At 66.8% G+C, this 18,224-nt stretch carries 18 protein-coding genes; 2 read left to right on the forward strand and 16 right to left on the reverse strand.

All coding sequences use genetic code 11. The features are described 5' to 3' along the window. Positions 1 to 59: 59 nt before the first annotated feature. The 8 genes from IU450_RS36065 to IU450_RS36100 form a co-directional block, all read right to left on the reverse strand. Positions 60 to 1,961 carry a hypothetical protein gene (locus IU450_RS36065; protein WP_195154197.1) on the reverse strand — a complete coding sequence of 634 codons (1,902 nt, stop codon included), beginning with the start codon at positions 1,959 to 1,961 and terminating at the stop codon, positions 60 to 62. A gap of 73 nt (positions 1,962 to 2,034) precedes the next feature. Next, positions 2,035 to 2,442: a hypothetical protein gene (locus IU450_RS36070; RefSeq protein ID WP_195154198.1), complete on the reverse strand. Its 408-nt coding sequence runs from the start codon at positions 2,440 to 2,442 to the stop codon at positions 2,035 to 2,037. Positions 2,443 to 2,502: 60 nt separating this feature from the next. Then, positions 2,503 to 2,988: a hypothetical protein gene (locus IU450_RS36075; RefSeq protein ID WP_195154199.1), complete on the reverse strand. Its 486-nt coding sequence runs from the start codon at positions 2,986 to 2,988 to the stop codon at positions 2,503 to 2,505. Between the two features lie 208 nt (positions 2,989 to 3,196). Then, positions 3,197 to 3,814 carry a hypothetical protein gene (locus IU450_RS36080; protein WP_195154200.1) on the reverse strand — a complete coding sequence of 206 codons (618 nt, stop codon included), beginning with the start codon at positions 3,812 to 3,814 and terminating at the stop codon, positions 3,197 to 3,199. A gap of 8 nt (positions 3,815 to 3,822) precedes the next feature. Continuing rightward, a complete protein-coding gene (locus IU450_RS36085; protein WP_195154201.1) occupies positions 3,823 to 4,065 on the reverse strand; it encodes a DUF4314 domain-containing protein in 243 nt (80 codons plus the stop codon). A gap of 30 nt (positions 4,066 to 4,095) precedes the next feature. After that, complete coding sequence (locus IU450_RS36090) at positions 4,096 to 4,566, reverse strand: hypothetical protein (RefSeq protein ID WP_195154202.1); 471 nt, start codon at positions 4,564 to 4,566, stop codon at positions 4,096 to 4,098. 682 nt (positions 4,567 to 5,248) lie between these two features. Further along, a complete protein-coding gene (locus tag IU450_RS36095; RefSeq protein WP_195154203.1) occupies positions 5,249 to 5,443 on the reverse strand; it encodes a hypothetical protein in 195 nt (64 codons plus the stop codon). A gap of 685 nt (positions 5,444 to 6,128) precedes the next feature. Further along, positions 6,129 to 6,665 carry a hypothetical protein gene (locus IU450_RS36100; RefSeq protein ID WP_228835612.1) on the reverse strand — a complete coding sequence of 179 codons (537 nt, stop codon included), beginning with the start codon at positions 6,663 to 6,665 and terminating at the stop codon, positions 6,129 to 6,131. A 1,069-nt stretch (positions 6,666 to 7,734) separates the two neighbouring features. Between IU450_RS36100 and IU450_RS36105 the strand changes: the two genes are divergently transcribed. Then, a complete protein-coding gene (locus IU450_RS36105) occupies positions 7,735 to 8,232 on the forward strand; it encodes a helix-turn-helix domain-containing protein (protein ID WP_195154205.1) in 498 nt (165 codons plus the stop codon). Positions 8,233 to 8,309: 77 nt separating this feature from the next. Here the strand turns inward: IU450_RS36105 and IU450_RS36110 are convergent, their stop codons facing one another. Further along, complete coding sequence (locus IU450_RS36110) at positions 8,310 to 9,320, reverse strand: NADAR family protein (protein WP_195154206.1); 1,011 nt, start codon at positions 9,318 to 9,320, stop codon at positions 8,310 to 8,312. Positions 9,321 to 9,769: 449 nt separating this feature from the next. On the opposite strand from IU450_RS36110, the gene IU450_RS36115 reads away from it, so the two are divergent. Beyond that, positions 9,770 to 10,003 carry a hypothetical protein gene (locus tag IU450_RS36115; protein WP_195154207.1) on the forward strand — a complete coding sequence of 78 codons (234 nt, stop codon included), beginning with the start codon at positions 9,770 to 9,772 and terminating at the stop codon, positions 10,001 to 10,003. 577 nt (positions 10,004 to 10,580) lie between these two features. Here the strand turns inward: IU450_RS36115 and IU450_RS36120 are convergent. The 7 genes from IU450_RS36120 to IU450_RS36150 all read right to left on the reverse strand — a co-directional run bounded on the left by IU450_RS36120 (position 10,581) and on the right by IU450_RS36150 (position 18,173). Next, a complete protein-coding gene (locus IU450_RS36120) occupies positions 10,581 to 11,108 on the reverse strand; it encodes an AAA family ATPase (protein WP_195154208.1) in 528 nt (175 codons plus the stop codon). 333 nt (positions 11,109 to 11,441) lie between these two features. After that, positions 11,442 to 12,062: a hypothetical protein gene (locus tag IU450_RS36125; protein ID WP_195154209.1), complete on the reverse strand. Its 621-nt coding sequence runs from the start codon at positions 12,060 to 12,062 to the stop codon at positions 11,442 to 11,444. Between the two features lie 279 nt (positions 12,063 to 12,341). Then, positions 12,342 to 13,463, reverse strand: a complete 1,122-nt coding sequence (locus IU450_RS36130) for a recombinase RecT (protein WP_195154210.1) — start codon at positions 13,461 to 13,463, stop codon at positions 12,342 to 12,344. Between the two features lie 20 nt (positions 13,464 to 13,483). Further along, a complete protein-coding gene (locus tag IU450_RS36135; RefSeq protein WP_195154211.1) occupies positions 13,484 to 14,329 on the reverse strand; it encodes a PD-(D/E)XK nuclease-like domain-containing protein in 846 nt (281 codons plus the stop codon). Between the two features lie 430 nt (positions 14,330 to 14,759). Next, entirely contained in the window at positions 14,760 to 15,659 is a 900-nt protein-coding gene (locus IU450_RS36140; protein WP_195154212.1) for a bifunctional DNA primase/polymerase, read from the reverse strand. A 124-nt stretch (positions 15,660 to 15,783) separates the two neighbouring features. Beyond that, on the reverse strand, positions 15,784 to 16,929 hold the full coding sequence (locus IU450_RS36145; RefSeq protein ID WP_195154213.1) for a DUF932 domain-containing protein: 1,146 nt from the start codon (positions 16,927 to 16,929) through the stop codon (positions 15,784 to 15,786). A 122-nt stretch (positions 16,930 to 17,051) separates the two neighbouring features. After that, entirely contained in the window at positions 17,052 to 18,173 is a 1,122-nt protein-coding gene (locus IU450_RS36150; RefSeq protein ID WP_195154214.1) for a hypothetical protein, read from the reverse strand. Between the last annotated feature and the right edge of the window lie 51 nt (positions 18,174 to 18,224).

Below are 18,224 nucleotides of genomic sequence, written 5' to 3' on the forward strand. Positions count from 1 at the left end.
CGGAGCGATCCGCGCGGCACTCGATCTGCCGTGTCGAGCACGGTCGGTGCCGGGCCGTTCTAGGGAATGTCAGTGGCGCTGGGCCGCGCTGGGTGTGCCGGTGACCGTGGGGAGGTGGGGGAGGTCGAGACCGGCGTGCGGATCCGGGAACGTCCGTCCGTCGCGGTACGTGCCTGCACGGTCTGCTCGATCCGGCGGTTCCACTGCGTACGGTGTTGCTGCGAGTGGGTTCGGTGGAATCTGGCCGAGGTGACGTAGCCGTCGAGCATCGAGCGAAGGTCCGTCCGGACGGACGCGTCCGTGCCCGCTTGTGCGAGCGTGCTGTCCAAGAAGTCCAGCGCGTGCTCGTATTCGAAGGTGTCGCTTTCGGCGTTCGGCTCGTCGGTGGCGAGGTCGCGGACGTACGTGTCGATGGCGCGCAGGTTGATAGAATCCGCGTCGTGCGGCGGCCCGTGTTCGTCGTTGACGAATGCGTAGACCGGTATGCCTGCGCTTTCGAGGACGCCGATGAGCAGCGCAGCAACGCCTTCACTGATCGTCATCCCGGCATGGAAGTCGCGCAGCGTGTCATGGGCGCGGAGGTGGGCCTCGTTGACGAACCGCACGCGCGGCAGGTCTGTTTCGCCGGAGTCGATGGTCTCGACCATGTGCCGGACGTGCAGGCGTTCCATCCACAGCAAGCCATCACTGTGGTGGAGCTGGTGAAGGATCGTCGCGCGGCGAGCGCACAACTGTCCGACCAGCTGGTCTACGTGGTCTCGGAAGCCGGCGGGCGCTGATCCGCTCATCGTCGGGTCTTCGGCCAGGTGCTCAGCGCACTTCTGCAATTCCCGCACCGCGGCCGCATAGCCGGTCAACGCCGAATCCAGGGCTGGTCGGCTCACCGTGCCCGGCCACAGCGGCGGACAGTCGACGGCGCCGGTGAGGATGGCGTCGCGCCGAGCGGTCGCGAGTTGCTGATCGGCAGGAGCCAGGACCGCCACTGCCTCCTGGAACACCGGGCCGGTCAGCACCCAGTCGCGGCTGTAGAACAGCTCCCATCGCGTGGGGTCGAGCGCGATCTCCAGTTCGTCGCGCAAGACGCCTCGCTGATCGGCGCCAGGGTCCACGAGCACCGGCGCGTCGGTGAGCATCTCCAGGTCGTCGGCCTGCCAGCACAGGTAGTCGAGCACGAACAACGCTCTCGTGCAGTCATAGTCGTCGACACCGGCCGCACGGAGTCGGGTGCGCAACTGGTCGTGCTCCGGACGCGAGCGGGGGATCACGAGCGTGTCGAGCAGACCGGTACTGGCCGTATCCGGCGGTCGCGCCACCGACAGAATGTGGCGGGCGGCCGCCAGCGCGGCACGTTCTCGTCGCCACCGCAACGCGTGGCGACGCCATCCCTCTTCGGCTGCGGCGTCGAACGCCGAGTCCACCGTGATCACGCGGGCGTCGAGATCGATGACCAATCCGTGTTCTCGCCGGTAGCGCTCCAGTACGCCCTCTATCGCCTGCTGTGCTGCCGTCTCATGCCGCCGGGCGACCAGTTCGCCCAGTGCCGCGGCGAGGTCGTGCTCGCCGGTCAGGTCCCCGATCCCGAGATGGTGGTCGAAGCCATCCGACTCCGTACCAAGATGGGGGGCGGGCGCTTCGTAGCCGCGATACAGCGCTGCCCACGCCAGCAGACACGCCATCTGCTGGCGTTTCCCGAACAGCCGCGGCTCCTGGGCCAGTACCGGGCCGGAAGCCATCGAGCTTGCGGCGCACGGTTCGGCCGTCATCGCCGGGCGGTCCTCGGTGGCGGCACCGGCGCGGTACTGCTCGACGGTCCCCGCCTGCGGGGGTTGGCCGCTACGGGCGGTGGTGGCGGCCGCTGATGTGGTCGGTTCTTGGGGCGAGTGAGGCGCCCGGACGTCGCCGGTGTGCCTCGGCGGCGGGGGTGTTGTGGCGTCGGTGTCGGCGCCGCGGTGGGAAGTCATGCATGGTCCTTGTCGATCGATGCAGCTGCGTTGGTCGGCCGCGGTGGCGTGCCCGCTGAAGGTGGCGGTCGGATCACCGCTGGGGAACCTCGTGACCCCAAGGAGGTTCAAGGAGCGCGAGAGCCTCGCGGGTGAGGACGTCGATGATCTTCTGCCAGCTCGCGGCCTTAAGCTCGTCGTCCTGCCCGTTGGGGCTGGCGATCATGGCCGAGGCGGGATCGGTGGCTTCCCCGGGTGGCCGACCTTGCGGGAAGTGATAGGTCCGGGCCGGGATCTGCCACAGCCGATACCAACGGTTGTCGGTCTTGTTGAACGCTTCGACGACGAAGTCGCTGTGTGATGGGTAGGTGTTGACGCGCAGTGTGTAGAGCAGGTGCACGCCGAAGCGGACGACCCTGACCCGAACCTCATTGACCTGTGCCTTACCTCCGACGATGTCGGCGCTGGTGAGGGTCGGGGCACCTGAACCGGAATCGATCATGAAAATCCTTCGTTCATCGAGATGACCGCCGAGAGGCCGGAGTCGGCGGAATCTGGTGGGTCAGAGACTGGATGGGTCCGCGTCGCCGCGGGACGAGCAAGGACAGGCGGAGCTGCGGTGTTCTCGATCGGCCCACACACGCAGGCCGTCGGCGGCGATGGTCGCGATGAAGATCCAGATGATGAACACCGCGACGGTGGCTGGAACGATGGCGACGCACACCGCGGCCAAGAGCATCGCAAGGTACAGCGCCACCCAGACACGACGGAAAACGTCCTCCATGATGTGCAAGCGGCGACCGGTCCGCAGCTGCCGCGGACTGGGTGCGAGGAATCGCGCGGGCGCGCACTTGCGGCACCGCGCCGTGTCGCGGTGGCGGAAGTACAGGACCGGCGCTGCCGCCGGCAAGGGAATGCAGGCCAGCCACACGTAGGCGTGTACGCGAAGATAGACCGACATGGTCGCGATGCCCGCCGCGATGAGCAGAATCTCCGGGCAAGCACGGCTGATCAGGCAGCCCAGATCCCCGCCCGAGGGACGCCTCACGCGAGATCCGCTGCGGCAGAAGGATACACAGGAGAAGAAAACAGCACGACAATCGGGGCCTTTCGATAGCAGAGGAAGCCCGCACACAGGCCTGCGCTTCCCAGCACGCAGGCACACACCCGCGGTGCAATGGATTGGTGGCGGCAACCACGAGCAGTGCGCCAATGTTGACGGATCCGGTATCCATCACTGGTGCAGGCGGTGGAGGCTAGGAGACCACAGTGGTGGCCGGGATCAGCGTTGGAAGCGACACGGCCGGTTGGGAAGCCTGACGGATGCGGGCCGCGAACTCGGCCAAGGCGCGCGCCGACCAGTCACCATGCGCTGCAAGCATCTCCAGCAGAGATGCGTCCTGGCGAGCGAGATCGTGCGGCGGCGGGTCGTCGAAGTACAGTGCGCGGTGCACGCCGACACCACGCTTGTCGTAGGTCGTGATCTGAATGTGGTCCTCACGGCAGTGGCCGAAGCCTCGGATGTGGATGCGGGCGGCGGCGCGGCGGTCGATGAGGAAACGGTGCGCGGCGTCGAACTCACTGCCCTCGTGCGGGTGGGCGGTGGTGCCGAGCCCGCCGCCGGCGCTCAACGCCACAGCGAACCCTTCACCGCAGTCGCTGTGCCAGTACCGCGCGCCCGGCCGGATATCGGAGTCATCGACGCTCATTCCGGGCAGCACGGTGACCGCATTGCCAGCCAGCCAGTGCTCGACATACACAAGGCGCCGCTGCTGGGCCAGCATTTGTTCCACACGACCCCACACCGCGGCGAGGACACCGGGTGCGGTGTAGGCGGTGAACTCCTGCTGCCGGGCACGGTCGGCGATCGGCATCACGGCAGCTACCCCTTGCTGAGATCGGGCATGTCGCCGCTGCTGACAGGCCCGACTTCGGCGGGGATGATCTCGAACGGGTCGGTCTCGAGCAGCATCAACCTGCGCCCGTTATCCCAGCGGACATCGATCTGGCGGACGGCCGGGTCGAGACGTTTCACCGTGCCGGTGGCATCGATCTCGAGGGGATACTTTTCCTCGGGCATGGTTCCGGTGATTCGGACACGGTCACCGATATCGGGCCAGGGCATGGGGCAACTCCTTGAGGATCTATGGACGGATCACTCGCTGGTGACCAGCGGGGGACGGTGGCTCATGGCGCAGCTGTCGCGCAGTCCCCTCCAGGCTTCGCGTGTGCTGGTTGAGTGGTCGCGGGCGTGGAGGCGAACCAACGCCGGCACGTTCTCGTCTTCGGGTGCGTGCAGTGCGGCATAGACGGTTTCGTTGATCTCGGCGCGGTCTGCGCTGAGTGGGGTGTTGGCGGCCTGCACGCGTACGCAGCGAGGTGATCCCGGGTCGATGTAGACCGGAACGAGGCACCACGTCTGGTCACGGTGCGCACCGACGGTGATGGTGGCCAGCGCATACAGCGGGTACGGGCTGTCGGCGGCGAGCGCAGGTGTCAGTTCGTCGAACAACGGAACGTGCACGCGTGGCTCCGGGTGCACGGAGATGACGCGCATGTGCCCGACGATGAGGATGTGGTCGTTACTGGCGGTGAGGCGTGCGCGGTAATGGCCATAAATGTCCATCGAGAGTTCTCCTTTCCACGGCCGCACGATGCGGCGGCGATGATTACGTAGACGGCGACCGGACAGCAGTGACCGCCCCGGCCTCGGAATAAGACCGCGGCGGGACGGGAGTGGAGGGGAGGGAAGGGAGGCGGTCACCGCGGAATGGCGGCACACCGAAACCGGATGCGGCCGCTCGGAATATCCGCACCGGCTTCAGGCGACCGGCGAGCTTATGGCCCGCCTGCACTCACTCACCGCTGCCGCGGTGCGGAGGCGTGTTCGATGGCATAGAGGTTGTCTGAAGTGATATCGGGCCCCGAGCGTGAGCGACGCGAACGCGGCTCGGGGCGCGCAGACGTGGGCGGGGCTGATGTGGATGGTTAGTGCGCGGCTGCTGTCGTGACCACGGTTGTCGGCCTCGACACGGCTCCCACTGCTGCCGTATCGGCGAGCGAACCTCTCGGCGCTACGGCCCGGGTGATTCACCAGCGCTTGCATTGACCCCGGTGATCGGGAGTGTGTTGAGGTACGGGACGTCGGAAGCCGCCAGTAGCAATGGGGTTCAGTGCCAGCGGCGCGAAGGCTGCTCGCGAGGAGGTCTTTCTACTCCGAAAAGGTGATCAACCTCGCCCGTTCGTAAGTGTCGACGTCACTTTGGGAGCAGAAAGCTGAATCCCCGTCCGAGAAGGCGAGATATCACTCAGGTTGACAGGTCCTGTTCTGCGATGATGACGACGTGGGGGAAATAGCGGAAAATCGGCGCATTCTCCTGCTCATCCGGATTGTCGCAATTGTCCACATACCCGCCTTCGGTGAGGCGGCTCAGTTTATGCCCAGATATCTGCGCCAGTGCGATCATGAACTGTGTCACCGCCTCCGCGCTGTCGGCTGTCACCTCGATACCCGCGGCCTTGTCGTGATCGTCGGGCGGGACACTAAGAATGCGAGCGTGCTCAGTCGCGGACTATTCCAGGGCAAAGCGGATATGACGGCCGGTGATCTCGAAATACTCCGCCGCAGCTGCTTCGGGCACTTCGATGGGCTCTGGGCTGATGGAGGGCTCTACGAACATCGCGGTGGCTCCTTTCGCTGCGGCCGAAGGTCCACGCGATGGCGGACGGGCGTGAGTTTCGCTTCTCTGTTACGCGGGCTGGCCGATTTGAGCGAGGCAGATTAGTCGCGGCGCAATGGACATCCAGGTCGCCGGTCCGATGGGGACCTGGTGTCCTGGGTTCTCGGCAGCGCCGCTACCACGTCGCTGGCACAGAGGGCGGCACACGCGTGGGTGAGGCGCACACGGGTTCAGGCACATCACGGCTGCCGCATCGGGTCGAAGATTCATCGCCACTACGGGCGGATCAACGCCGGAACTGCTGGCTATGCCCGACCGAGGGGTAGGAAAGCCACTCCTGCGCAGCGACGTCCAACGTCGTCGCTGGCTCACACGCCCCTGATATAGCGGCTCGGCGCCGCGCCGTGGAGCTATCCGCATCGAGGGCTACCGCAGGGGTGATTCACCGGCCCGGCCCGCGCCAAAGGCAGGGGACAGGCTGGCTCCGGGCCGGGGCCGGTGAATCTATTCAGGTGGCTTGTGCTGCGGCGATCATCCTCGCCCAGGACTCGAGGATGTCGAAGTCGCGCCCACACAGACCCACGCGAGGGTCGACATGGTGCAGCAACGCCTGCCCATCGTGGTAGTAGCCGACGAAATCCCGGTCGCGTTCACTGATTTCGTCGTCGATCCACGCGAAAGGCCTGCCCGCCGCGTGAGACACAAGATGGCGTGTTTTCCAGAAAGTTTGCTCCGGTCCGGCGTCGTACATGGTGGGCCAGGCCACCACCGGCAGCTCCGGGAGACCGACCTTCGGGGCGATCCAGGTGTTCGCTTCCTCAGACCAGCTCGTCGCCCACGTCAGCTCGTAGAGTTCGGCCAGCCGAAGCAACTGGCGACCATGCTCAGGGTTGAGCCAGACTCGCAACTTCACCCGCCGCGCAGGTTCTCCCGGGTACCGGGAGCACCTGCTGTCGGTCAGCTTCCGGAAGGTCTCGTAGCCGGCGGGGCGGCGCTCACGTTTGGCGGCGTAGGGGTTGAGCGGCCCATCCACGTCGATGTACAACCGAGGCAGAGTCACTTTGAATCTCCTTCTCCTGTAACCGAAGAGCGCGCCTGTGTCGGTCGGCCGGGAACGTCGTCGTTACCGGACACGTTGTCCGGTGACGGAGTTGTGGGGCGCAGGAAGCGACGTTTTCGGCGAGCCGCGGCGGCGGCAGGGTCCTGGCGACTAGGGCGGCTGCGCAGCAACCGGCGCCGCGGCGTCGTAGGCGGTTGGTTTCCGGTAGCGAGTGCGTCCGGTTTGGCGGTGTTGATACGGATCGGGTGCAGCAGTCGCAGCTCGTGCCGCTGACCTGCGACATCGACGCGTGTGCAGGGTTGTCCGACCGCGGCCCGGCACTGCTTGTACGGGCAGATAATGGTCAGTCCGAGCTGCCGTAGGTGAAGGTCCTCCTCGAGAAGGCGGACACGATCTCCACGCGGCAGCGGCCTCACGGTAGTGGTGGCAGGCATAGTCGATCCGATCCTGAAAGGGGTGTTCGAGCGACGGGTCTCGGCCGCGCCACAGAGGCAGCGCGCCTACCCGATGTGGCCGACCTCGCGCAGATCCGGTCGATCACGAGCCGGGGCTCCTTCACCAATCGAACCGCGCGTGCGCGTAGGCAGTCCGTGGCGCTGGGGAAATGCCCAGCGCCACCTGGGGCGGCCAGTCGATTGCTTCGGCGGGCACCGCGCAGGGTGTCGGTGTGGCGGCGGTGGGCGTGGATGGAGATGACGGGACGCGCACGGGATGCGGTCGTGACAACCCCAGCCACACCACGACTGCCGTGCGCAGAGGTCGAGGACCGCCGTTAGAGAGGCCCGGTCCGACGCCGGGAACGCGGGCATCCGTGTCGACCATCGAAACACGTACGGTGCATCGCGCAGCGCGGATCCAGATTTGGGTGCGGGGTCAGCGCTGGCGTCAGGGCGCGTCAGGGGTCAAGCGCCGTAGGCTGTGGGTAGGGGACTGGCAAGGTGATGATCTGGTCAGTCAGGAGTGGAAGATGGAAGGCACAACCGCGCCGCGGAGCGGAGGGCGGCGGCGTCCGATCGTGGTATCGCAGAGACTCGAGAATCGGCGAACTCGCCGTATGGAACGCCATGCTGTCGCACGGGAACGTTTGGCGCGAATCGATGCTGCGGATCGGCAGTTCACCAACGCGTGGGAGTCGATCATGGTGGCTGAGGAATCGCTCGCGCAGGAAATCGCTGCGCTGCAACAGCGCATCGAGAATGCGCGCGCACGAACTGCCACCCTGATCGACGGGCATCGCCGTCAGCAAGCGGAGGCGGCGGCCGCGATCCGCCGTGAAGGGTGCAGCGTGAACGAGGTGGCCGACATTCTCGATATCAGTCCGAAAGAGGTGCGCCAGCTGATCGCCGAGGCTCGCTTGCCCACCGATTTCGACTCGACAGCAGCCGGTGGGCACCATTCCAGTGACGTATCAGTGCAGCCGACGGAGGTGGGGGGTGCTGCGGCCGACCAGGACGCGTTAGCGCAGGGCGCACCACGGAAGCCACGGCAGGCAATAGAGCCGAGGTTCGATCCGCCGGAGACTTACACATCAGATGAGGCTGGGGGCTCGTGAATTGGTAGAGCGATCGGTTCGCTGACGCGCGACAGGACGGGCGGAAAGAGGAACTGCGGCTGCGCTGCCGCGCCGGGTCACGCCAGGCGCCGGCTCCGATTCGTGGGTGCCGGGGTGTAGGCGTGGGTGATCGTGGTTCTGCGGCGTTCGAGATCGACTGTGATCACAGGCATGTCGGTGCAGTAGCGGTGTAAGGCCGAGACGGTGCCGCCGCGGGTGATGCGCGGGTCGCGCACGGCGACGATCGCGTCCGCATCACCCAGCAGAAGTTGGTTGCGGAGGTCGTAGAACCGGGTGGCGGCGTGGTCGCCGATCACCACCAGCCGTGCCACCTGGTGGAGGAGACGAGCGTGGTCGGCCTGCTGACGCTCGGTCCACCGTTGACTCTGGGCCGCGAACGGCTGGTATCCCCAGAGTCTGAGGCCGGCGGTGGAAGCGGCTTCTGCCCACCATGTATCGGCGCCGGTGGCAAGCCCGCTCGAGGCGGTCTCGGTACCGTGGTGGTCGCGGAGCTTGACGATGATGCGTTCGAGTTCGCCGCGCACCCATGGGTGGGTGTCCGGGTGAATGAGGTGTTCGCGGTGGCCGGTGAGCGCGACGCGCGGCCACCGGTCGGCAGGGTCGCCGCGCAATTCTCGGCGCACCCGCATGAGAGTGCGCCCGAGCATGTTCGCTCCAGCGGGTGTCAGCAGGCCCGGACGCAGGCATCGGCCCCAGAAGTCATCGTTCCAATCGTTGCCTTCGATGAGCAACCTGTCCCCGGTCGAGGTAAGCAGGTCGCCCAGTTGAGAGTCGAGAGTGAACTTGCTGCGCAGTATTTCGGCCATCACCGCGGTTTTGGCTTGGTCCCAGTCCGGACGCAACTGCACCTGCCGCCCGAGGGCCTTGGCTCGACGTGGTGTGGGGGCAGCCTGGATCCGCGCGATCGACGTCGGAGTCGGATCGGTGGTCTTGGCGGCCGCGAACGCATGCTCGGCCGTGGGAAACCGGAAACCGGCATATTCGGCTGGGTTCGCGCTGAAGTTCGACAGATAGCCGTAGGTATGCCGGAAGGTGTCGATCACCATCGCCTCGGCGTGAATAGCCATGCCTGCACTGTCCTCTCGGAGTCTGAGAAGCGGATTCGCCTGCTACTGCTACAGCGCGCCGCGGATGGAGTCCTGATGCCCCCGTTGCGCGCCAGACCGGACGTACTGCGCGGTCTGCCCCGGCGCAGCGACAGTCGCCGATATCCGCTGCGGTGGCCGAACACGATGGCGTTGTGGTCGCGCCCGCGCGGTCGATCCTCCAGGTGGCTCTCCTGCTCGAGGGACCGTTGTTGCTGTATCGGATCATGTTGATGCGGCGACACAACGCGCTGCCGAGTTCGTGAAATGGGGATCAGGTGATCAACCGGTACGTTGCGGCTCTGTGCGCCGTACTCACCGTGTGCACTGTCAGTGGCTGCTTCCCTGAAGGGACGGTCACTACAGCCGACACCAGCAGCACGGCAACCGCGTCGAGGTCCTCCGTTGCGGCGGGGCCGTCGTGTTCAGACGTGGGCGGAGTGTTCCACCAGAACTACCCGGACGGGCGCGGCACGTGCGTGTCTGCCAATCCGGTCCGTGCCTGCCACAAGACGCTGGCGGAGTACGAATGGTCGGATCCGGACTATCTGGCGGAGTTGACATTGACGCCGCCGGTGTCGTCCGGCTCCGTCGAAGCGATCGGGTTGGAGATGATTCGCGCGGCGAGTAACCAGCAGTGCTGGCACCTGCCTCCCGATCATTGAGTCATGGTGAGAGTTCCGCACCGCTTATCGGTCGACGGCGCACGAGCATGTCGGCCTTTTGTGGCGGGTCGCTGTCGATCGGGTGTTCAGGTGCGTGAATGTCAGGGTGCGCGGCGCTGCGAGAAGCACATGTCGGACAGCCCCTACCTCGGTGCTTTCACCGAACGACGACCTTCGAGTGGCGGTGGCGGTGAGGCGCGAGGCGACCCGGGTGGAGGCGCTACGCTCGGCGTCAACGGCGGCGGCGAAGCGTTCGCCACAGGTGGCACAACAGGATGATCATGAAAACCGGGATTGCGGCAAGGACCAGCCCTACCGGCCAGGTGATGGCGAGCATCAGGAGGTGAACCTTCTAGTTTGAACAGCGCCTCGACCCGACAGGTGTGATCGCTGGCTGCTGGCTCCTATGAAACATCCGCCCCGCCTACGGATCCGGAGCAACGACACGGCCGGGGGCGTCGTGGACACTCCTGCTCGGCGAGGCCGACCGGGCCCTCCGCGGAGGCCGTTGTGCGGCGCGATACCACGGGGAGGGCGTCGGGGCTCGACTCCGAACGTTGAGAGCGCTAGTGCGGCTTCACCCGGTCGCTGCGGGGCGGTGCGGCTTGTGATCGGTGATCGTGCGGGGAGAATGGAAAGGCAGGGGGCGCTCACCGATCACGTGGTCTGGTGGTGGCATCCATGTTCCGGGCGGATAGTCTCGCCAGACTTGGCGGATGACCTGCTCATCAACGTCGTGCCCGCCGTGTTCCGCGCGGTGAGCGACGTTGGCGATGCAGGTCTCGAGCGAGGCGTACACGTCGATCACCAGACAATCGATGCCGCGGTCCGCGGCCAGGGTCTGCCAGCGCTGAACGTGGTCGGGTTCGAGGTTGGTGGCGTCGATGATGACGCTGCAGCCGCGATCGAGATGCTCGATGCATTCCCGCATTTCCAACTCGCTGACGATGTCTTCGTCGCGGTCATCGAGACGGCCCTGCCGGTGAAAATGCCTCTCACGAATGGTGTCTCGGGAGACGATGGCGGTGTGCGGGCTGCTCAAGGCGAGCTGGGCGGCCAGCGTCGACTTGCCCGCACCCATGATGCCCCGCAGGACCACGATCACTGTTGCACCGCGCGCTCTCGGCGCAGCGTTCATCACAAAACCCTCTCAGTAGAAGATGCGCACACAACCGGGTCCGGTTCGACCGGCCGCCACCACGTGGTGGATATCGCCGAATATCAGCGAGTCGACAGCAGCGAAGCGAGGAAGAGTGCTGTATCTCAACTGCTTTCGAGATGAGCGGGCATTCCGGGCTTCTACGCGCGATGGACCGTCGGTAGGTTCTCGGATGTCGGATAGGCGCTTCGAGACGCCACGGCCGCTCGGAGCTGGCGAGGTCTCGACATCCGGCGCGCGGCACTGGCGTCCAGGACGATCAACGGCGGTCAGCCGTGTTCAGGACCGGCTCCGAGGGGCAGTGGCGGAGGCTCGACAGCGTCTCGGCAGTTTCCAGTCTTCGAATGCACCGTTGTCGGGATCGATGAATCCGTACCGGATGATCTGTGAGGCGTTCACGGCGAGGGCGGTCCCGTCACGACCGACAGCCGGGCAGTGGTCCATGGCCACGGCAGCGCAGTCGGCGTGCAGTGGTGCCGCGGTCAGGGCCCATCCGGTGTCGTCGATGATCACCGTGACAGGTGTGTCCGTCGGCACCGCAACGCCGCAGAATTGGCACAGCATCTCGCGTTGAGCCTTTGCCATGCGGTCTGGATCGACCGCTGTCCACAGAGCCCGCTGATGGCCTTGTTCATCGAGGTAGATGGGTGTGAGCCAGGGCACCGGGCGTCCGAGGTGCGGTCGGTCTGCGCCGGTAGGGCCGCGGTCGATCCCGCAGCGTCGCTGCCAGCGGCCCAGCGGCACCTCCGGTGTAGCGAGGCAGCTCGGCCGTCGACAGGTGACATCACCGGAGGCCAGCTCCAGATCGGGCGGGTGGCCGCAACCCGGGCAGGCCAGGTCGCGGCAGGCAACCCACCGCGCGTCACGGGCGGCGGCCGCAGTCAGGCCGTCGGTGGTCATCGGCTTGTCCTCGTAGTTTCGGTCGCGGCGGTCTCGGTGGCCGAACTGTCGGGCTCTTCGGCTGGAGTGCCATCAATGTGGTTGGTGGGCAGTCGATTTCCATGCTTCCGGTTGTGTGCTGGGATACTTCACCTCTGGCCTGCTCGGCACCACCGGCGATCGGAACGACCACCGTGGAGGGTGCGGACCGCCGGTGAGTCAGCGGCTGGCCGGGGTGTGCGCCGAAGTCGGACCCGATGAGGAATGCGCGGTGCGTTCGACTCGCTGGCCGTGTGAAGGTCAGGGTTTGGCGTCGTTCTCCTCGACGGATGAGGGAGGAGGCAGCGCGGACCACAGCCGGGCGAGATCGTCACCGTCGAGGTCGCCGATTGTGCTGATCGGGCGCTCCAATTGCTCAGTAGCCCAGCCGAGTACGCCGTCAGCGTCACACCCCAAGGTGGTGGCCGCGGCAGTGAGGAACTCCTGCACTCGCTCGTTGGTGGCGGTGGCCGCACGGCGGCGACCAGTCGCGGCGCGGGCCGCCCGTTTGGCTGGGGAGGCGGTGGTCGTTGCGGTGTCGCCGGAAATGGCATTCGCCGGCGCGGGAGCTGGATTCGCGGCGGCGGCACGGCGGCCGACAGGCGTGATCGCGGGTGTGTCGGCTGTGGTCGCGTCCGCAGCTGCCGAGGGGTCGGATGGTATGCGGGGCGGACCGAGCAAGTCGACAGCGTCCTGCGGGTCGGTGTGCTGGTCGGTGGTGTCCGGGCGGGCGCTGGTGGGCTCGTTGGCGGTGTCTGTGCTGTCGGCCAGGCGCAGCCATCCCAGCTCGCTGGGGAACAAGCGCCGCCAGGCGTCGGCTTCGGCGCACTTGGCCAGCATGTGGCATGGCATTTTCTCCCAGCCCTGGGAGGGGGCGCCGCTGAGGGTGGTTTTGACGAACTCGCAGTAGTGCACGACGGCGTCGACGGTTTCGACGCGGCTGTCGGGGTGGGCGGCGGTGAGCGTGTATTGCGCGGCCACCGGCGGGGTGTCGTAGGGCCAGGCGTCGACCCAGCCGCGGGCTCGGTCGTCGTGGAACAGCGGTTTAGAGCTCTGTAGGAGCAGGCCGAGCTTGCGGGCGGCGCGGCGACCCGCGATCCGGAAGCCGTGGATGGAGGTCTCCACAGACCACCGCTCCTCGATCTGCGTGCCGCGCGCGGTGGCGACCGTTTCGCGGCGTTGCAGCAGCCGGATCTGTTCGAGAAACGGATTCAGTCCGGAGGTGACTGCGCCGTAGAACAGCAGATTCAGCGCGGCCGCTGGCGGGTCGGTGCGCCAGCGCGCGATCAGGCGTAGCGCCTCGATCTGGACGTCGGTGAATTCGGTTTGCTCAGGGTCGAGAGCCAATGGTGAGCGCGGCCCCACAACGGTGGGTGTGGACATGAAGCGCACGGTCCTTTCGGTCAATGCCGCAAGCGCAGGTTCGCACGGCGCGGCAGGCGGATGCGGTGGATGCCAGGGCCGTGGTCGGGCCAGGTGTCGGTACCCACGCAGCGGGCAAAGAGGTTCACCGCGCGCCGGTTCTCCTCGGCGGCCTCAGCGATGTCACTGGGGTGCAACTCACAGACGCTGACCACGTGCGGCGCATGCTTGCTGACGGCCGCGAACAGAAAGTGGCGCACCACGAGCCCGCAGCCGGCGATACCCTGCTGGTACCAGTCCTGTTGCAGGTGATAGCCATACCGCAGGACCGACCAAGCGAAATCCTCCGGATCAGCGCTGTCGGTGGTCTTCAGATCCACGACCACCACCCCGCCGTCGACCGAGGGGTGCAGCCAGTCCGGGCGGGCTCGCAGCATCAGCCCGGTCAACGGGTCGGGCCAGTAGAACGACACCTCCTGCCAGCCCTCCGACAACAGCGGCACCAGCGCCGGATGCGTGCGGACCGCGGCTGCCATGGCCTGGGCTTTATCGAAAGTCCGGTGCAGCAGCGGGATGCGTCCGGCCTGGCGGTGCCAGCGGCGCAGCGCCTGGGCACGTTTGGACTTCCAGTCCCGGAACTCGAGCCTCACCACCAGCGGCCCGGACCCCAAGGCCATGGTGTGCACCGCGCGCCCGAACTCGAGGGCCTCGGTGTCGGGGGCACCGTGGAGCTGTTCGTAGCGGAATTGGCATGGGGTGATCCCCGACCACCACAGCCGCCGCGCCCCCGAACTCGACAAGGACGCCAGGTCCCTGAGGTGATAGACGCGTTCGGGCAACTGCAGGTGGATGCCAGCTGTGGGGGTGGCGGAATGCAGAGCAAGCATCACGATCTCCGACGAAGAAGTCCGGCCTGGCGGTGACACAACGCGTTCGGTGGGGGCACGTCGGGTAGAGGTCTGCGCCGCTGGGATGTCAAGGCGACGCTGTCGCGCCCCTGCGCAGCACAGCAGTGCCAGTACCTTTTCCGCGGGATCGGTGGCGCAGGACCCTCTTGGACGGTCTCGTCCGGTAGAGCCAGCTGCGGACCGACAACAGAGCCTCTGGGGCTGAGCTCATCCGCTGCTCGAGCCGGTGGCCGCTCGGGCACCCTGGCCGCCGTCGGTCCAATTTCTTGAGAACGGTGGGTCGGCTATGGCTCCTGCCGCCACCGCGGCGGCCGGGTTACCCGGCACGGTCCGGGCCGCTCCCGGGGGTACTCGAGCAGGTACGACGCAGATGCGTGGCTACCGGCGTGGTTGACCTGAGTCGCGGGTGTCAGCGCAGGTGGATGTGGCGGGGGCGGGCGATGCCGAAGTCGAGGCCGTCGTTGATGACGCGTTCGGCTTCGCGTTCGGTGAATCCGTCGATGCCGATGTGGGCCTCGGCAGCTGCGCGCAGTACCTGGTGTGCTTCGTCGCGGGTGAGCATCCGGGCTCCGACGAGGCGACCGATCGAGCCGGCGGCTGAGAGCAAAGTGTGGTGGCGCTGGCCGCGGGGTGCGGCCAGGATCCGTTCGAACTGCTTGACCAGCGCAGCATGCACATAGGCGTTGACGCGAACTCGGGAAAGGTCGACCGTGGTCGGGGTCGGAAGGGGTGGTGGTGTCAGGGCGGTGATCAGCCAGTCCGGCAGTGGAGTCGGTGACCGGTCATCCAGTAACTGGTAGGTGTTGTCGCTGCGCGAGACGGATCCGGCGCCGACGACGTAGCCGCCGACGCCGCGAGTGTCGATGCGCCACCCCAGCCGTCCAGAGCTGTTACCCAACGTTGGTGTTTCCGGGGCGGTGAAGTAGAGGTGCTCCCCGCCCGAGGGCGTGGCGACGGTGTAGGTGGGGCCCGGGTAGGGATGCCCAGCCTCGGCGGCGATCGCGGCGAGAACCTCGCGGCCGTGGGTCAGGCCGGTCCATGGGGCAGGCGCTTGCTCGCCGTGAGCGGTGTCCAGGTCTATGACGAGCAGCTTGCTGGGTGCGCAGGCGACACCCACGTTGTAGGGACTTTCCCGCCAGATCTGGCGGATCCGGTCGGGATCGACGGTGGCGTGCCGGAGCCAGTGCTTCTCGTAAGCGGGGGTTTTCGCGCGCGGTCGCAGCGGGAACACGTAATGGCCGCGTGCGGCGGCGGTCAGGGCGGCCTGCAACAGGGTGGTGCTGGGGCGGCCGCGGCGAACGGCGACCATCTCGCCAGGGTAGCGCGGGCCGGGATGTGTCCTGCCGCGTCCGGACACAGGCCCGGAGCTCGCTCGGGTCATGGCTGAACACCTCGAAAGAATGGGGCAGGGCAGGGGCAGGGGCGTGGATGCCTCACGCGTGGGTGGCGGCGAATTCCATGGCGGCGACTCCGTGGCTGCCGATTTCGTAGGCGCGGTCGATGTCCTCGACGGTCTGGGCGAAGGAGGTCACCGCGTGCAATACACCCCCGGCTTTGGTGTCACCGCCCCGTATGAAGTGATCGAGGATGCCCTCACGTTCGGCGTTGGTGTAGCCGAATTGGTGGGCGACCAATTCGAGGGTCTCGGCCGGTTTGCGCAGCCGGGTGCCGGCGGTCTCGGAGATGGCGTCGACATGGCGTTCCAACGCGCTCGTGGACAGGAATTCCGCGACGGTGTCGCGCACCTTGGACGCGATGGTGCGCATGTCCAGGTCCCGAGTGTCGGCACCCCAGATGATCTTTCCCTCCTCCAGTTGACTGCCCAGGTGGGTGCGCCGGTCGGCGGCGGGGTTGATGGTGACGCCGTTGCCGCAGATCTGAACGATGACCTTGGGGGTGAGAGTGGTGGCGCCGTGGCCGGTTTCGGAGTTGGTGAACAGCAGCCCGGCGTAGACGATCGGCAAGTCGCGTCCGGCTCGGCCGTTGAACGGTGAACGGTAGTCGGCGAGCAAGTCGTAGGCCATGGTCGAAATCTCGGGGGCGTGCACGTCGATGTAGAGCCGGTGCGGCGAGATGTCAGCGTGGCGGATGTTGTTCGCGCCGAGCCCTGCCTGCTGGAGACCGTCCAGGAACGCGGTGGCCATGTCATGGTGGTCGCGGATGCTGTAGGAGTCCGACAGCACCGCGCGCACGATCCCGCGGGCTTGACGAGATTCGGTGGATCCCCACATCAGCCGCAGCAGCATCCGTCGGTCATCCTGACGGGCCCAGCCGTTGACGTTGGCGTCGTACAACGGCAGGTTGGCGGTCCGGCAGCGTCGCAGATATTTGACGGGGATCTTCAGTTTCTCGGCCAGGTCGGCGTCTGCGCTGCTGGTGGGCAGGTAGAGGCCGTTGAGATCGGCGACACCGTCGGGTGTGATCAGCATTTTCTGTACGGAGTCCGGCAGTGCGCTGGTGTTGATGCCGTCGATGCGCAGCGACCCGCGGTCGGCGCGGATCGCCGAGGCGGGGACCACGATGTCGAGCTTTCGGGCCTGCTGTTTGGCGAGTTCGGTGAACAGGGTCTCGACGCTCATCTTGCGAACACTGAGGTCGGGAAGCGGCGGAAGGACGGCGGGCGCGGTCACGGCGGGACTCCAAGGAAGACGGAAGGGAGGGGACAGCGGAAGGATTCGACGACGACGGGCCGGGTTGCGGCTCAACGGGAAGGCGTGCGGCGGCTTCGTCGACGGCGAGGCGAGGTGGGGACCAGGGTCGAGGCGGTGGTGTCGAAGTCGATCTGATCCTTGTGGATCCAGTAGGGCATGACGAATACCAGGCGGGGTATCGCCCGCCCGGCGCCGGTCCACACGACCTTGAAATGGCTGGCGCGTTGGCGAGGAAGCTGGGTTCGGCCGGTTCCGGTGCCGGTGCGGGGCCTGGCTGGGTCGGTGGCGGCACGGCGCAGCCGTCGCAGGTTGGCGCCGAGACGCCAGCCGACTGCGATGAATGTGGTGGTGTGGCGGTTGCGGCCGGGTTTGGCTGCTCGGCGTTTGCGTGTGCGGCGCGTGTCGGCGTCGGGGCGCGGATCGGTGAGGTCGGGTTCTTTGCTGCACAGGTACAGCAGGCTGCCCAGGACCGGTCTCAGAACCTGTTGCAGGCAGGAGCGGATCGAAGCCTCGCTGCACCTGGCGGCGGTGACTGCGTCGGCGGACCAGTTGGCGATGCAGCTGTCGAGGAATTCGGCGATGTCGACGCGGTCGGTGCGTAGCGTCATCAGGAACCGATTGACCTCGGGTCCGACGCCGCTGTTATCGAGGGTCTCCAGCACGGTCGTGATCCCGAGGTAGTCGGGATCGTCGTGGGTGCTACACAGCATTCCGTCCCGGTCGTCGGCGATCCCGTGGAGCCCGTAGAGGAAGTACCCGAGCAGTCGGGCGGGGCGGTCGTCGGTGGTGCGGCACGGGATGGGGTCGGCGAACACGACCAGCGGGTCGCGGTAGGGCAACTGGGCCACGATGTCGGTCGGCATCGCTTCGGCTGTCGCGTCGGCACACTCGGCGGCAAGAGTCGGGTCGACCAGACACGCGATTCGTGAGCCCCGCTGCCATCGAATGCCGACCGCCGCGGTTTGCAGGACATGGTTTCGCTCCGCGGGCGGCAGCAGCGTCCGGCTCGGTGGCGGTGCCTGCCGTATCAGCCGCCCGGCGGCGATGTGCGACACCGCGTGGGTGTCGCCGAACTGGTCGGCGCAGAATCGCTGTGTGCGCACCACATCCTCGATCACGGTCACCACCGCGGCGGCCGAGTCGAGCGTGACGGTCGCGCCGTCATCAGCCATGGTCGTTCCTTGCTTCGTACACGAAAAGCGCACCACCACCGAGCGCGGCGA

It is taken from the genome of Nocardia abscessus, from assembly GCF_015477775.1.
GTDB lineage: Bacteria > Actinomycetota > Actinomycetes > Mycobacteriales > Mycobacteriaceae > Nocardia > Nocardia abscessus_A.

Coding starts and splice junctions, on each gene's coding strand:
- IU450_RS36130 (WP_195154210.1), bottom strand. CDS start 13,463: ATGTCCACACCCACCGTTGTGGGGCCGCGCTCACCATTGGCTCTCGAC.
- IU450_RS36135 (WP_195154211.1), bottom strand. CDS start 14,329: ATGCTTGCTCTGCATTCCGCCACCCCCACAGCTGGCATCCACCTGCAG.
- IU450_RS36125 (WP_195154209.1), bottom strand. CDS start 12,062: ATGACCACCGACGGCCTGACTGCGGCCGCCGCCCGTGACGCGCGGTGG.
- IU450_RS36070 (WP_195154198.1), bottom strand. CDS start 2,442: ATGATCGATTCCGGTTCAGGTGCCCCGACCCTCACCAGCGCCGACATC.
- IU450_RS36145 (WP_195154213.1), bottom strand. CDS start 16,929: ATGAGCGTCGAGACCCTGTTCACCGAACTCGCCAAACAGCAGGCCCGA.
- IU450_RS36085 (WP_195154201.1), bottom strand. CDS start 4,065: ATGCCCTGGCCCGATATCGGTGACCGTGTCCGAATCACCGGAACCATG.
- IU450_RS36080 (WP_195154200.1), bottom strand. CDS start 3,814: ATGCCGATCGCCGACCGTGCCCGGCAGCAGGAGTTCACCGCCTACACC.
- IU450_RS36065 (WP_195154197.1), bottom strand. CDS start 1,961: ATGACTTCCCACCGCGGCGCCGACACCGACGCCACAACACCCCCGCCG.
- IU450_RS36090 (WP_195154202.1), bottom strand. CDS start 4,566: ATGGACATTTATGGCCATTACCGCGCACGCCTCACCGCCAGTAACGAC.
- IU450_RS36105 (WP_195154205.1), top strand. CDS start 7,735: ATGGAACGCCATGCTGTCGCACGGGAACGTTTGGCGCGAATCGATGCT.
- IU450_RS36110 (WP_195154206.1), bottom strand. CDS start 9,320: ATGGCTATTCACGCCGAGGCGATGGTGATCGACACCTTCCGGCATACC.
- IU450_RS36140 (WP_195154212.1), bottom strand. CDS start 15,659: ATGGTCGCCGTTCGCCGCGGCCGCCCCAGCACCACCCTGTTGCAGGCC.
- IU450_RS36150 (WP_195154214.1), bottom strand. CDS start 18,173: ATGGCTGATGACGGCGCGACCGTCACGCTCGACTCGGCCGCCGCGGTG.